The organism is Lysinibacillus sp. IITD104 (genome assembly GCF_036698265.2).
GTDB lineage: Bacteria > Bacillota > Bacilli > Bacillales_A > Planococcaceae > Lysinibacillus > Lysinibacillus boronitolerans.
In genome coordinates this window covers 2,312,035-2,325,922 of sequence record NZ_JBAHYH020000001.1, presented here as the reverse complement: position 1 = coordinate 2,325,922, position 13,888 = coordinate 2,312,035, and the positions used below count along the sequence as shown (strand labels likewise).

Below are 13,888 nucleotides of genomic sequence, written 5' to 3'. Positions count from 1 at the left end.
TTTTGCATGGAGCAAGCTAGACAAATGCTACAGCATCATTTTGGCTATGATACCTTTCGCCAAGGACAAGCCCAAATTATTGAACAAACATTACGAGGGCAGTCAAGTCTTTGTGTCATGCCAACAGGTGGAGGGAAATCCATTTGCTATCAAATTCCAGCGTTAATGCTTGAGGGGTTAACCATCGTGATTTCGCCTCTGATTTCACTGATGCAAGATCAGGTGGAGGCTTTACGTACAGCGAATATTCCAGCAGCCTATATCAATAGTACGCTGACAGCACAGGAAGTGGATGAAACCATGCAGCTTGCTCGTGCAGGTTATTTAAAGCTCCTCTATATTGCACCTGAACGACTGGAAAGTACGACGTTTCTTCAAGCATTGTCGTATTTATCTGTCCCATTACTTGCGGTGGATGAGGCCCATTGTATATCGCAATGGGGGCATGATTTTAGACCAAGCTATCGTTCGATCCACAAGCTTTTTACGCTATGGCCACAAAAGCCCACTGTTTTAGCGCTGACAGCCACGGCAACGCCAACGGTTTGTGATGATATTCGTCAATTGTTAGCGATTGATGAGCAGGCAACGGTCATGACAGGCTTTTCACGTGAGAATTTGGCACTTTCGGTGTTAATTGGTGAAAATAAAGAACGGTATGTAAAAAATTATGTACAACAAAATAAACAGGAAGTGGGCATCATTTATGCAGCTACACGAAAAGCGGTGGACGCCATTTATGATGTGCTGAGCCGCTCTGGTGAAGCCGTTGCGAAATATCATGCAGGTCTATCAGAGAGCTTGCGGATGGCTGAGCAGGAGCGGTTTTTAAAAGATGAGGCACGTATCATGGTGGCAACGAATGCTTTTGGTATGGGGATTGATAAAAGTAATGTGCGCTTTGTGTTGCATTATCAAATGCCTCGTAATATGGAGAGCTATTACCAGGAAGCGGGACGTGCTGGCCGAGATGGTCTGCCAAGTGCCTGCATTTTACTGTATGCTTCAGGGGACGTTCAAACACAGCGTTTTCTTATCGAACAGTCACAGGATGAGGCACGTATTACACAGGAGCTAGCTAAACTACAAACAATGGTCGATTATTGCCATACAGAGGGCTGCTTACAGAATGCGATTTTAGCGTATTTTGGAGAAGTAGAGGAGGAGCCATGTGGGCGTTGTAGTAACTGTATTGACGGGCGAGCAGTGACAGATGTGACAGAGGATGCGCAAAAGGTGCTGGCCTGTGTTGTGCGTATGGGACAAAAATTCGGTAAGACCATGGTGGCACAAGTGTTAATTGGCTCTAAAAATCAAAAAATAGCTGAATTTGGCTTTGCCCGTTTATCGACCTATGGCATTTTAAAAGGACAATATGCCTCAAAGGATGTCTCCAACTTTATCGAATTTTTAATTGCAGAGGGCTTGCTGGCCGTGAAGCACGGTACATTCCCAACAATTTATGTATCAGCTGAAGGCAAGGAAGTGCTACTTGGCAATCGACAGGTCATGCGGAAGGAAGCTGTCACAGTGAAGAAGCTGGTGGATAATGATCCATTATTCGAACACTTACGGGTATTACGCAAAGAGATTGCTGATGAGGAAAAAGTACCGCCATTTGTTGTATTTTCCGATAAAACATTGCGTGATCTATGTGATAAAAGACCAACCGTATTGGAGGATTTACGACAGGTGAGTGGTATAGGCGAAGTAAAATTTGAGAAGTATGGTCAACGCTTCTTTGACGCACTACAATCGTTTTTAGAGGCCTCCGTTTAATAAATTTGTTGCCATCGCATAGAAAAGAGGTGTCTCCAACTTGTGAGACCCCTCTTTCTTTATTATTTTTCCCAATGCTTCGCAATGAATGTATCTCGCCCAGAAACGGCACGGTCTTGCTGATAGTGTGCTGCCTCTTTTTTATAATAATCCTGATGATAGTCCTCTGCTGGATAGAAGCGTTCAGCATTGCGAATTTTGGTTACAATAGGTTTATCAAAGCGTCCGCTATTGGCAAGCTTTTCTTTCGAGGCCTCTGCGATTTGCTTTTGCTCATCTGTATAGGTAAAGATTGCGGTTGTATAGGATTCGCCACGGTCATGGAATTGTCCATACGCATCCGTCGGGTCAATTTGCATCCAATAAATATCAAGGAGCTGCTCATAACTAAAAATAGCAGGGTCGAATTCGATTTCCACTACTTCTAAATGACCTGACGTTCCTTTTTTGACATCTTCATAGGTTGGGTTTTCTAGGTGGCCACCCATATAGCCTGAAGTGACTTTATGTATACCGTCCCACTCGACGAATGGCTTGACCATACACCAAAAACAGCCACCAGCAAATGTCGCTTTTTCTATCATTTGAATCATCCTTTCTTTTGTGAAAATATTATAGCATTGTTTTACGCCAAACTGTGCAAATGGGTGTAAAATAACGTTTAGATAGAAAAACATGGAATAGATCCTTTTTAAAATGAAACTTTCTAGCTAATCAATCGTTACATTAACTATATCAAAATAGAGGAGTTAGTTGTTATGGAAGAGCAAGATTATACAAGACGCTCCCAACGTCCTAAAAAGCGTCGATTACGTAAAGGGAGAGCATTTTTTACACTATTACTATTGTGTATCATTGTGATTGTCGGCTATTCGGTCATGCAATATCGCAGTGGACTAGAGCTAGCCAATGACACGAAAGTAGCACAGGAGGATTTTACTGGTGATAGCATCAAAGGGGATATCGAAAACTATTTGATTTTAGGGGTCGATACACGTGGAGAGGAAAAATCACGTACCGATACAATGATGGTATTATCCTGGAATAAAGCAAATAACGATATTAAACTCGTATCCTTTATGCGTGATATTTACGCGGATATACCAGGCTATCAATCCTATAAGCTTAATACAGCCTACTACCTAGACGGTGTTCAGCTATTAAAGGATACATTGACAAATATGTTTGGCCTACCGATCCATCATTATGCACTGATTGATTTTAAAAACTTTGAATCATTAGTGGATATTTTAGCACCAAATGGTGTGGAAATGGATGTTGAAAAGGATATGTCTGAAAATATTGGGGTAGAGTTAAAGCAAGGTGTTCATCGTTTAAATGGTCAGGAGCTACTAGGCTATGCGCGTTTCCGTCATGATGCAGAAGGCGATTTTGGGCGTGTTGCACGTCAGCAAAAAGTAATTGAAGCATTAAAAACAGAGTTATTAACACCTTCGAATATGCTGCATTTACCAAAATTTGTTGGTGCGGCACAGGGCTATATCACAACAGATTATTCATCTACTGAGGAAATGCAGCAAGTGCTAAAATTGCTATCAAAGGGCAAGGTAAACATTGAGAAAGCAACCATCCCTATCGAGGGGAGCTATCGATTCCAAAACTTTAGCCATGCGGGCGATTCCATTGTCATCGATGTAGAGCAAAACAAAGCCTTTTTAAGTGATTTTTTAGGTATTTCACTAGAGTGATGTTTCGCAAAAACCAGCATTATCCTGTAATATAAAGGTAGAGCATTTGGATTGGGGTGGATATATGGAAAAAGAGAGACCAAAAGAGCGTTCAAGCCTGTTAGCAACCAAGTTTATTCGTTTTTTAGGTGGTAGAAACCTATTATTTACACTGGTGATTTTATTACTGGTGGCATGTGTTATTTTTATGTTTAATCAAGTTTCCTTTATCTTTACCCCGCTACAAGTTTTATTTGAAGTAGTCATTTTACCTGGGGTACTAGCCGTCATTGGTTACTATTTATTACGCCCATTGCTGGCGATTCTAGTACGATGGCGTATCCCAAGGATATGGGGTATTTTAATCCTCTATATTGCGGTCATTGGTGTCATTACATTACTTGTGGTGCTAGTCTATCCATTTTTACGCGATCAGTTCACTAATTTAGCACAGGAATTCCCAGAGTACTTCATGGCATTTACGCAAAACATTGTAGAATTCCTGAATCATTCACGTTTTAATGAGTACTTAGATAAAATTAGTTTTAATTTTGATGAAGTTTTGAATAACTTCACAACAGATATGGTAAAAACAGTGAAGGATATGGCTACCAATGTAGCGCAGGGTGTGGCATCTGGTATTACGGGCTTCCTATCAACGTTAACAGGTATTGTGCTATCACTTGTAACGGTGCCATTCATCCTGTTTTATTTACTAAAAGAGGGCGAAAAATTACCGAAATTTATGCTGAAAGTGTGCCCGCCACGTATGCGTAAAGAGGTAACTGAGATTTTCCATGACATGGACAAGCAAATTAGTTCGTACATACAGGGACAGATTTTAGTATCCATGTGTATTGGAGCAATGGTGACGATTGGCTTCTTAATTATTGGCATGAAGTATGCTTTATTGCTCGGCTTCCTTGCGATGATTACAAGTGTGGTGCCCTATTTAGGACCCGTTATTGCGATCACACCAGCAGTCATTATCGCTCTTGTTACATCCCCATTGATGCTGATTAAGCTAGCGATTGTATGGACAATCGTTCAGTTAATCGAAGGAAAGTTCATTTCTCCGCAAATTATGGGGAAATCACTCAGTATTCATCCAATTACGATTATCTTTGTGCTATTAACGGCAGGCTCGTTATTTGGTGTCCCAGGTGTTATTTTAGGGATTCCTGGCTATGCGATCTTTAAGGTACTTGTCACGCATTTATTCAAGCTCTTTAAGCAGCGCTATAACCGCTACGAAGATGACGTTCATCAAAAATATGATATCTAACAAAACAGCTACTGCTAGCAACGCAGTAGCTGTTTTTTGCTGTGGAAAATCGCATTATGCTATTCTATTAGTAGAGCTAAAACAAGGGAGAAAGGAAATGGCATACATACCGATCAATTTTCAAGAGAAATTGGCTAAATTTCAAGAGCATTGGTCTCCAAAGGTCATTGCTGAAATGAACGATTATCAATTCAAACTCGTTAAAGTTCAGGGGGATTTTGTTTGGCATAAGCATGAGGATACGGATGAGGTGTTTATTGTCCTTGAGGGGCATTTAATCATCGAATTCCGAGATGGCCAGGTAAGCTTGCACGCAGGAGAGATGTTTGTGGTTCCTCGCAATGTGGAACATAAACCCTTTGCTGCTTCGGAGTGTAAAATTCTGCTTGTAGAGCCAATGGGTGTCGTGAATACAGGTGAGGAGCAATCAGCACTTACCGCTGAAAATGATGTGTGGATTTAACTATCATAGAAAAACCCTTCCAACTAAATGTTAGAAGGGTTTTTACATTGACTAATTATTGCTTTGCTAATAACTGTACTTTTGCTAAGCGATCCACGGCTTCTTGCAGAAGTTCCTTTGGTTGGACTAATGCTAAACGTAAATAGCCTTGTCCAGCTGTACCAAATACGGTTCCTGGAACTGTGACAACGCCTACTTGTTCAATCAATTGAAAGGCTAATTCTGTGCAATCGATAGCATAGGGATATTTAGCCCATACGAACATTCCACCATCAGAGGGTGCTGCTTCCCAGCCTAAAGCTTGTAAGCCATTCATTAGCGTTTTATGGCGCTCAGAGAAAGTGGCACGTAAGCTTTCCGTAATTTCCTCAGCGTTATCCAGTGCGACGACAGCCGCATCCTGAATAGGCTCGAAAATACCGAAATCTAAATTTGATTTTAATTGCTTAATAACAGCGATCATTTCTGCATTTCCTGCGATATAGGCAATACGTGTACCAGCAAGACTAAAGCTTTTAGAGAGGGAGTTAATCTCCATACCGACCTCTTTTGCTCCTGGTGCAGCTAGGAAGCTAATAGGGCCATCTCCTGTAAAATAGAACTCTGAATAGGCTGCATCATGGAGGACGATGATATTATACTTTTTAGCAAAGGCGATGACTTTTTCAAAGTATGCTAATGACGGCATCGCTGGTACAGGATTTCCTGGTAAGTTTAAAATCAATAGCTTTGCTTTCTGTGCAATTTCTTCTGGTACAGCGTCTAAATCAGGTAAATAATCGTTGTCGGCTGTTTGAGGCATGTAATAAGGTGTTGCGCCAGCTAAGTGAATCCCTGCGTCATATGCTACATAAGCTGGGTTTGTGGATAAGACGATGTCTCCTGGATCACAAAAGGCGATGGGCAAATGGACTAAGCCTTCTTGTGATCCAATGGTTTGAATAATTTCTGTTGCGGGATCTAAATCAACATTACTACGACGCTTATAGTAGCGACTTACTGCGTCATAAAAACGCTGTGTGCCAGTCAGTGTATAGCCGTAAGATTCAGCTAAACCTGCACGATAGGAAAGATGCTCACGTATTTTGGCATGTGGAGGAAGATCAGGGCTGCCTAAGCTTAAGTCAATTAAGGTCATGCCCTTTGCTTGCTGTTCTCGAGCAAAATTTTTCAAATCTCCGAAAATTGCTGGTGTAAATAATGACATTTTTTTAGATGGTACGATTTTCAAAACTAGTACACTCCTTGTAGTTGTATAACAGAATAGTAGTTCACATTTTATCATACTGAAGCGCAGAAAGGGACAGATATTCTGAAAAAAGAAAATATTTATATAATGAAGAGGATGTGTGCATAGACTAGCGAAAAAAGATTTTCTACTATTGGGAGAAGCTACTATAAATTCCTTCAAAGAGGAAAGTGTATTATACTGAGTATAAAGCTTTTCAGGTGGGGGGAGCCTTATGAGAACAGAGCAAGAAATGTATGATTTAATTCTGGCCACTGCACAACAGGACACTAGAATTCGTGCTGTTTACCTAAATGGCTCAAGAGCAAATCCGAATGTTCCAAGGGATATGTTTCAAGATTTTGATGTTGTGTATGTCGTAACAGACATAGCCTCTTTCTTACAAGATGATAAATGGATTCACGTATTTGGTGAGCGGCTGATGGTGCAGGAGCCTGATCGATTGGATAAGGGGCTTGGCTTGGACAAAGACTTTACTTATAGCTATACATATTTAATGCTACTGAAGGATGGGCATCGCATTGACCTTCGCTTATTATCGATACAAGCTATGCTAGATGAGTATGGGCAAGACAAGCTGACCGTCCCTTTACTCGATAAAGATCAGCTTTTGCCACCTATCTCTCCATCCTCAGATTGTGACTATCATATTAGTCCACCAACTGTGGGGCAATTTGCTAGCTGTACGAATGATTTTTGGTGGTGTTTACAAAATGTAGCCAAGGGCATTTGGCGAGACGAACTCCCATATGCCAAGCAAATGTTTGAGGAAACGACAAGGCAGTCCTTGCATCAAATGCTTAATTGGTGGATTGGTCAGCACTATCATTATCAGATATCTACAGGCAAAATGGGGAAGTATTTAAAAAACTATGTGCCAGCTAATTATTGGGCATTGTACGTAAAAACCTATGCCGACGCTGATTATGCTAACATGTGGAATGCCCTGTTTGAGGCATGCACACTCTTTCGAAGTATCGCAAAGGAGGTAGCCCATCACTTTCAGTTCGCGTACCCTCACGAGGATGATGCTCATATGTCAGCCTATTTGAAGCATGTACGTACATTACCACCAGATGCAAAACGATATTGTAAGGGGGAAGAGGGCAGTGAAGGTTTATTCATTAAGTGGACCAAGTGGCACAGGCAAAAGTACAAGTGCGCTGGCCTTTGCCCATAAATTAGGGGTGGAGGCCATTGTTGATGATGGATTACTCATTGTGAATGGTGTCAGGGTTGCAGGCGTTTCTGCAAAATTTGAAAAAAATACAATTACCGCTGTACGACGCGCCATTTTTACAGATCCTGTTCATCGTGAGGCTGTCCAAAAGGCGCTAGCTCATCATCAGGTACAGTCTATTTTACTGATAGGTACATCGACTAAAATGACGAATAGTATTGCCAAGCAGCTAGAGCTAGGTCCGATTGAACACTATTATAATGTAGAAGATGTCCGTTCATTAAAAGAAATTCAAAAAGCACGCTTTATCCGTCAAACACAGGGTAAGCATGTTATGCCAATTCCATATAGACAAGTGGAGCAAAATTTCTTTAAACGATTGGTGCAAAAGGGCATGGAGATTTTTTCATCGAAACGTGAAAAAATCGGAGAAACGACAATTGTACGCCCTGATTTTCAGCGGGAATATATAGAAATCAGCAAGCATGTTTATGTACAGCTACTGACATACTGCTGTAGCCAACAAGCAATTGTACAAAAGGTGGAGCAGGCACAATTTGTGCTAGGAGATCAGGTTCAAGCTATCCTCACTATTCAGGTAAAGCTACCGATCGATTATCCACTAGCAGCACGTTTATTGGCATTACAACAAGCTGTGCAGCAAGACTTTTATCTACATTTTGGCTATGAATTAGATGCTATTCATGTACATGTGAAAACGGCTTTGCAAAAGAAAAAAGCGTAAAAAAACAGGTACTCTGCTCGCACGTTGGCGTTAAGAGTACCTGTTTTTTACTTTGGTTGGCGGGTGAACCGTGGCTGGCGTTTTTCCACAAAGGCACGACAACCCTCCGCGAAATCACTGCCTACAAATGGTGAAGAGCCTTGCCATAAGGTCGGCGCACTATCGAGACATTCTTGAACAGATTGCTTCACGGCAAGTAAGGATTCAGGCGACATTCCTGCAACAAGCTTACCCATTCGAATCATGTATTTATTTAAATCTTTTTCAGCTACTAGGTAGTTAAGCATTCCAAGCTTGAAGGCTTCCTCTGCTTTAAACATTCGTCCTGTAAAGACTAAATCCTTGGTTGTGGCAGGGCCAACGAGCTGGACTAAACGCTGTGCAAATTTGTTGTTTAAGGTGATTCCTAATTTACCGACAGGAATACCGAGCTTGGCCTTGTCCGAGCCAATGCGGATATCGCAGGCCAAGGCTAATTCCAAGCCAGCACCCATCGCAGGCCCATTGATGACGCCAATCGTTGGAATTGGGAGACGCTCAATGGTAGAAATGGTTTTTTCCATATGTACAAAGGCTTCTTCAGCTTGTTCAAGAGAAATGGCATTGAACTCTTTAATATCGGAACCCGCTGTAAAGTTTTGGCCAGAGCCCCGTAAAATTAGTACTTTATTTTTCGGATTATCTAATACTTGTAGGGCAATCTTGGCTAATTGATCCCACATGTTTGCGGTTAATGCATTTTTTGCTTGTGGTCGATGAATCGTAATTATCGCTAGTCCAGCTGTTTCTTGATAAATAATTTTCGCATCTTCTGCTTCCAGTCGAGTCGTTTTTACTTGCATATCGGAAAGCCTCCTACATGTTAGTGTCTACCTTTATTATATAACACAATCAACGATAAACACGAAATGATACGAATTTTCACATAAAATTGCGTTGTTATACAAGAATGTAGGGAATAGTAAGCATTTATTGTACTACAACAGGGGAGCGGAATTTACTATTGTAAGAAAGCAAAAATTATGAGAAACTACTTTCGGAACATATGTTTCTTCATTATGTAAGGGGCATTTAAATGGTAGAAGCGGGTTTATGTTATGAAACTACAGATTATCCGACATTACAATATAATAAAATGAAATTAAACCTACGCACCCAAAATATAGTAAAATATAAATAACTCACGCAAAGTAAACAAGGAGGGGCGATATGGTTACACTCAAGGACGCATGGAATAGCTATGTATTACTGCTGCAATCATTGAAAAAAAGTGCTGCCACAAAAAAACAATACAATATGGATGGGCAGCAATTTTTAACATTCGCCCATAAGCAAAACTACTTGTATGTAGATCATCAATTGAAACATTTATTACAGCTCTACTGCGACTATTTAAAGGACACCTATAGTAATATCAACACGTTTAACCATAAAATAGCGACATTGCGAGGCTTTGTGGACTTTATTTTTTTACGAGAATGGGTGGAGCCTTTTGATTATCAGCATCTTTTACAGCCGAAAAAAAGACAAAAAGAGACACTGCAAGCACTGACAAATAAGCAGATCATGCAAATTGCAAACGTATGGCCCACCTATTTTCAATATGCTAAAACAAAGGAGCATGCATGGCTGGCAAGACGCAATGGCTGTATCGTTCAAGTGTTGATGGAAACAGGTTGTAAGCCTGCCGAGCTCGTTCGCATGAAATGGACACACTTTAATGAAGAAAAAGCGACTCTTTTTATAGCCAACCGAAATGGTCGTCGAGAAATAAAGTGTTCAACGATCCTCATGGACATGCTCGCACAGTATAAAAAAGAGACGAGCAATTTACATGAGCAAGAGGTGGGAGAATGGGTTTGGGTAAGCGAGGCAAGTATAGCGAAGCCAATTACTACGAAAACAGTTGAACGCATTTTTCAAACGATATCCCAAGATATAGGGAAGAATATAAGAGCCACTGACTTGCGTTATACGGTGATGCAACGGGCGTTTCAACAGGAAAAAACACTGGAGCATATTCAACAAGAAATGGGCTATGTACGAAAATGGGTGCTAACAGAAAGACAGCAGCGCCTAGAATAAAAGCGTGCAGTAATCGCGATTTATCACCATTACTGCACGCCTTTTATAAATGATTCAATGCTTTGACATTCACTTTCACTGTTAAATCATGCTTGCCTCCAGAATATACACCTTCCACAGGGCTAATGTCACTATAATCGCGACCAATACATAAAATAATATGGTTTTCTAATACTTCCACATTATTTGTGGGATCAAGACCGATCCAGCCAATGCCTGGAATCATGACCTCTACCCAGGCATGTGTTGCAATATCGCCGATGAGGGCAGAGTTTTCATCGACATATAGATAGCCACTGACATAGCGAGCCGGTATTCCTTTCGCCCGTAAAACAGCAAGCATGACATGGGTGAAGTCCTGACAAACGCCCCGTTTTAGTGCAAAAGCTTCACTTGCTGTTGTCGTGACATCTGTTGCGGTCGGGTCATACTCAAAGCTAGCATATAAATACTGCATTAAATTAAGCGAAAAGAGCACAGGATTTTCAGCGTGACCGATCGCATGATAAACTTCCTCTAATTGCTGCTCTGTCATAAATGTAAAATGTGTTGCTTTTAAATACGGTAAATAATGCTCATAGAATAGCTGTGAATGAAAGATTGTCTGCATTTCGGGTGAATATTGTATACGATGAATAAATGGTGCACGCTGAATACTAACAATTGAAGATGTATGAATTTCTAGTATTTGATGTTGCTCTGGTATATAAAAAGAACCAACTGTATTGCCCCAAATATCCGTATGCTCACGGGTTAGAGAGGATGGCGTGATGGCAATTCGATAAGATAATAATCGCTGACGCTCATCGCTACGCGGCTTTAAACGAATCGTATTCAAGCTTTGATCGACTTCAGACTCATATTGAAAAATATTTGTATGCTGAATTTCAAATTTCATCGTGTCCGCTTCCTTCTGCTTACTGACTTGCCTGTTGAAAGGGAGCTGTGGTGAATTCCTTTCAAGGTTGTACGCTGGGTTCATATAAATGATAGATTGTCGAAAAGGCTTCACTAAAAGCCATACATTGAGACAATCTTTCCTCCATCAGTTTTAGGGTTTCCTCAATAGTCATTTGCCAAAAATCAATATGATCGATTGCAAGAACGAGGCTACTAATATCCGACTGAAGCGTTAAAAATCGTGAGGATAAAGAATCGTGTTCAATAGCCGTTATGGCTTCTTCTATTTTCTTTACACAGAACATCACAGAACATGGGAAATGCACATCTTGGACTAAATACCGAATGACCGTTAGTAAATTGGTCTGGCGATGCTTCCGCATGTAGGATTCTCTAGCTGCGGAAAGCTCCAATAAAAAGGTACCATCATCCTCTAACAGTGATGTGCCTGTTAGCTTCTGTTGTTCTACGATTACAACGATCATCCGAATGGTTTTTTCTGCTCGTTCAAGCCATTTGCCGACCTGCATAAAATAGAAGGGAAGATCGCGATCCATTGTACCCTCAATTAGCCCTGTCTCCATCCATAAAGTCTTTCGAACATCCTGTAAAAAATCTTGAAGGGCAATGAGTGGAATAGGTCGCTCTCTTTTTAGTATGGACTGTTGCTTTGTTAAATAAAAGGAATTTTGAATTTCCCAAAGTTCCGTTGGCATACTATCACGTGTAACTCGTGCATTTTCCCGAATAGCACGTAATGTGGCATGAAGGGCATTACCGTTTTTCTCAGAAAACAGAAGATAATCAATCAATGGGTTAACACGAATCGTTGTGTAATGTGCTAAATACTCCTCCTTAGAGGCACAAATATTTAAAACAGCCTCCCAATGATCAATATAATCATGTTCTTGCCCTGATTGCTCCAACATATTCAACAGCTGTACCTGTAATATATGTGCATTTGTTTGTGTACGTTCACTATAACGTGCCATCCAGTACAACGCGTCGGCTACTCGACTTAGCATGCTGCAATTCCTCCTTTAAAATCCACGTATCCTTTGCACCGCCCCCTTGAGATGAATTCACAACAAGAGACCCTTCTTGTAGTGCCACTCTAGATAAACCGCCAGGCAACACATAGCAATCCTCACCCTTCATAACATAAACACGTAAATCAACATGGCAAGGATAAAATCGCCCATTCTGGAAGGCAGGGGCTCTGGACAATTTAATCGTTGGTTGTGCAATATATTGATAGGGCTGATCAATAATTTTTTGCTTAAACAAAGCAATCTCTTCTTTATTTGCATGTGGACCAATTAACATGTCATAGCCACCAGAGGCTCCTACATTTTTAATAACGAGCTTGTGTATATGCTCTAGCACCCATTCACGCTGACTGTCATCTCCAAGATGATAGGTTTTCACATTTGGTAGAATAGGTTCTTCCTGTAAATAATAGCGAATCATCTCAGGCACATAGGCATACATTGCCTTATCATCTGCCACCCCATTCCCAACGGCATTCAAGATGGATACATGACCTGCTTGATAAGCAGCCATTAAATGTGGAACACCTAATAAAGAATCCTCACGAAAGACAGTAGGATCTAAAAAGTCATCATCAATTCGACGATAAATAATATCGATTTGCTGTAGGCCATAAATGGTTTTCATATAGACCTTCAAATCCTGTACAACTAAATCACGGCCCTCGACGAGCTGGATGTTTAAATGCTGGGCTAAAAAAACATGGTCATAATACGCAGAATTGTACATGCCTGCTGTTAGGAGGACAGCTTTAGGCTCTCTTTCTGCTTGCAAGGAAGGTGGGCGATGTGTAAGAAGTGCTTTTTTCATATAAGCCATCTGTTTATCAAGAGGACGAATCGTATGCTTGGAGAAAAATTCAGGGTATACTTCCTTCATCACATCTCGATTTTCAAAGACATAGGAAATGCCAGAAGGGTTGCGTAAATTATCTTCGAGTACATGATAATCACCTTTTTCATCCCGAATTAAATCAATCCCTGCTAAAAAGATATGATTCGCAATTGGTACTTGAAGTCCTCTCATGGTTGGTTTGAAATATGGGTTATTTTCGACAAGCTGTCTCGGAATAAGACCGTCCTGAATGATCTTTTGCTGTCCATAAACATCCTGTAAAAATTTATTGAGGGCTTCCACGCGCTGTTTGACCCCTGCTTCAATCATGGACCATTTGGTTTGAGGAATAATAATTGGGACACAATCAAAAGGCATGGTACGTTCTGTTCCGTCTTGTGCACCATATACCGTAAATGTAATCCCTTGTCTGAGAAAGCTCGCTTGCGCTTGTCGGTATTTTTCTTCAAGTTGCTCCCGCGAAAAAAAGGATAGCTTATGATGAAAAGATCGATAATGAGGCTTTGGCTTATTGCCATCAAACATTTCATCGAAAAACAGACTAGAATCATATAAATTCATCATATGGATCGCCTCCGAATTCAAGTAGTAGTGAAAACATGTTACACT

General features: G+C 40.8%; 13 protein-coding genes. 7 read left to right on the top strand and 6 right to left on the bottom strand.

Annotated elements, in window-relative coordinates; all coding sequences use genetic code 11:
* Positions 1-6: 6 nt before the first annotated feature.
* A complete protein-coding gene (gene recQ, locus V1L66_RS11820) occupies positions 7-1,779 on the top strand; it encodes a DNA helicase RecQ (RefSeq protein WP_333004077.1) in 1,773 nt (590 codons plus the stop codon).
* A gap of 62 nt (positions 1,780-1,841) precedes the next feature.
* On the opposite strand, the gene msrA is transcribed toward recQ, so the two are convergent.
* Positions 1,842-2,363 carry a peptide-methionine (S)-S-oxide reductase MsrA gene (msrA, locus tag V1L66_RS11815; RefSeq protein WP_081977511.1) on the bottom strand — a complete coding sequence of 174 codons (522 nt, stop codon included), beginning with the start codon at positions 2,361-2,363 and terminating at the stop codon, positions 1,842-1,844.
* Positions 2,364-2,537: 174 nt separating this feature from the next.
* Between msrA and V1L66_RS11810 the strand changes: the two genes are divergently transcribed.
* The 3 genes from V1L66_RS11810 to V1L66_RS11800 all read left to right on the top strand — a co-directional run bounded on the left by V1L66_RS11810 (position 2,538) and on the right by V1L66_RS11800 (position 5,215).
* Complete coding sequence (locus tag V1L66_RS11810) at positions 2,538-3,488, top strand: LCP family protein (protein WP_016992687.1); 951 nt, start codon at positions 2,538-2,540, stop codon at positions 3,486-3,488.
* Between the two features lie 64 nt (positions 3,489-3,552).
* The gene (locus V1L66_RS11805) at positions 3,553-4,752 is read left to right on the top strand and encodes an AI-2E family transporter (RefSeq protein ID WP_016992686.1); all 1,200 of its coding nucleotides are present in this window, start codon (positions 3,553-3,555) and stop codon (positions 4,750-4,752) included.
* 97 nt (positions 4,753-4,849) lie between these two features.
* Positions 4,850-5,215 (top strand): cupin domain-containing protein, encoded by a 366-nt coding sequence (locus tag V1L66_RS11800; RefSeq protein WP_016992685.1) that lies wholly within the window; start codon positions 4,850-4,852, stop codon positions 5,213-5,215.
* 55 nt (positions 5,216-5,270) lie between these two features.
* Here the strand turns inward: V1L66_RS11800 and V1L66_RS11795 are convergent, their stop codons facing one another.
* A complete protein-coding gene (locus tag V1L66_RS11795) occupies positions 5,271-6,446 on the bottom strand; it encodes an aminotransferase class I/II-fold pyridoxal phosphate-dependent enzyme (RefSeq protein WP_016992684.1) in 1,176 nt (391 codons plus the stop codon).
* A 232-nt stretch (positions 6,447-6,678) separates the two neighbouring features.
* Between V1L66_RS11795 and V1L66_RS11790 the strand changes: the two genes are divergently transcribed.
* Together V1L66_RS11790 and V1L66_RS11785 are read left to right on the top strand one after the other, a co-directional pair.
* On the top strand, positions 6,679-7,644 hold the full coding sequence (locus tag V1L66_RS11790) for an aminoglycoside 6-adenylyltransferase (RefSeq protein ID WP_333004073.1): 966 nt from the start codon (positions 6,679-6,681) through the stop codon (positions 7,642-7,644).
* On the top strand, positions 7,574-8,389 hold the full coding sequence (locus tag V1L66_RS11785) for an ATP-binding protein (RefSeq protein WP_312124397.1): 816 nt from the start codon (positions 7,574-7,576) through the stop codon (positions 8,387-8,389). Before V1L66_RS11790 ends, V1L66_RS11785 begins: the two co-directional genes overlap by 71 nt.
* Before the next feature lie 47 nt (positions 8,390-8,436).
* Here V1L66_RS11785 and V1L66_RS11780 read toward each other — a convergent pair whose 3' ends face one another.
* Positions 8,437-9,231: an enoyl-CoA hydratase/isomerase family protein gene (locus tag V1L66_RS11780; RefSeq protein WP_312124398.1), complete on the bottom strand. Its 795-nt coding sequence runs from the start codon at positions 9,229-9,231 to the stop codon at positions 8,437-8,439.
* Between the two features lie 367 nt (positions 9,232-9,598).
* Here V1L66_RS11780 and V1L66_RS11775 point away from each other — a divergent pair, with 367 nt between their 5' ends.
* Entirely contained in the window at positions 9,599-10,474 is an 876-nt protein-coding gene (locus tag V1L66_RS11775) for a site-specific integrase (protein WP_333004070.1), read from the top strand.
* 43 nt (positions 10,475-10,517) lie between these two features.
* On the opposite strand, the gene V1L66_RS11770 is transcribed toward V1L66_RS11775, so the two are convergent.
* The 3 genes from V1L66_RS11770 to V1L66_RS11760 all read right to left on the bottom strand — a co-directional run bounded on the left by V1L66_RS11770 (position 10,518) and on the right by V1L66_RS11760 (position 13,843).
* Complete coding sequence (locus V1L66_RS11770; RefSeq protein ID WP_036079044.1) at positions 10,518-11,372, bottom strand: transglutaminase family protein; 855 nt, start codon at positions 11,370-11,372, stop codon at positions 10,518-10,520.
* 61 nt (positions 11,373-11,433) lie between these two features.
* Complete coding sequence (locus tag V1L66_RS11765) at positions 11,434-12,399, bottom strand: alpha-E domain-containing protein (protein WP_333004069.1); 966 nt, start codon at positions 12,397-12,399, stop codon at positions 11,434-11,436.
* Positions 12,353-13,843, bottom strand: coding sequence for a circularly permuted type 2 ATP-grasp protein (locus V1L66_RS11760; RefSeq protein ID WP_333004068.1), 1,491 nt, complete (start codon positions 13,841-13,843; stop codon positions 12,353-12,355). The genes V1L66_RS11765 and V1L66_RS11760 overlap by 47 nt, the downstream gene beginning before the upstream one ends.
* Positions 13,844-13,888 lie beyond the last annotated feature (45 nt).

What these genes read in the sequence shown, in the direction of transcription:
- recQ (WP_333004077.1), top strand. Translation starts at nt 7, where the DNA reads ATGGAGCAAGCTAGACAAATGCTACAGCATCATTTTGGCTATGATACC.
- msrA (WP_081977511.1), bottom strand. Translation starts at nt 2,363, where the DNA reads ATGATAGAAAAAGCGACATTTGCTGGTGGCTGTTTTTGGTGTATGGTC.
- V1L66_RS11810 (WP_016992687.1), top strand. Translation starts at nt 2,538, where the DNA reads ATGGAAGAGCAAGATTATACAAGACGCTCCCAACGTCCTAAAAAGCGT.
- V1L66_RS11805 (WP_016992686.1), top strand. Translation starts at nt 3,553, where the DNA reads ATGGAAAAAGAGAGACCAAAAGAGCGTTCAAGCCTGTTAGCAACCAAG.
- V1L66_RS11800 (WP_016992685.1), top strand. Translation starts at nt 4,850, where the DNA reads ATGGCATACATACCGATCAATTTTCAAGAGAAATTGGCTAAATTTCAA.
- V1L66_RS11790 (WP_333004073.1), top strand. Translation starts at nt 6,679, where the DNA reads ATGAGAACAGAGCAAGAAATGTATGATTTAATTCTGGCCACTGCACAA.
- V1L66_RS11780 (WP_312124398.1), bottom strand. Translation starts at nt 9,231, where the DNA reads ATGCAAGTAAAAACGACTCGACTGGAAGCAGAAGATGCGAAAATTATT.
- V1L66_RS11775 (WP_333004070.1), top strand. Translation starts at nt 9,599, where the DNA reads ATGGTTACACTCAAGGACGCATGGAATAGCTATGTATTACTGCTGCAA.
- V1L66_RS11770 (WP_036079044.1), bottom strand. Translation starts at nt 11,372, where the DNA reads ATGAAATTTGAAATTCAGCATACAAATATTTTTCAATATGAGTCTGAA.
- V1L66_RS11765 (WP_333004069.1), bottom strand. Translation starts at nt 12,399, where the DNA reads ATGCTAAGTCGAGTAGCCGACGCGTTGTACTGGATGGCACGTTATAGT.
- V1L66_RS11760 (WP_333004068.1), bottom strand. Translation starts at nt 13,843, where the DNA reads ATGATGAATTTATATGATTCTAGTCTGTTTTTCGATGAAATGTTTGAT.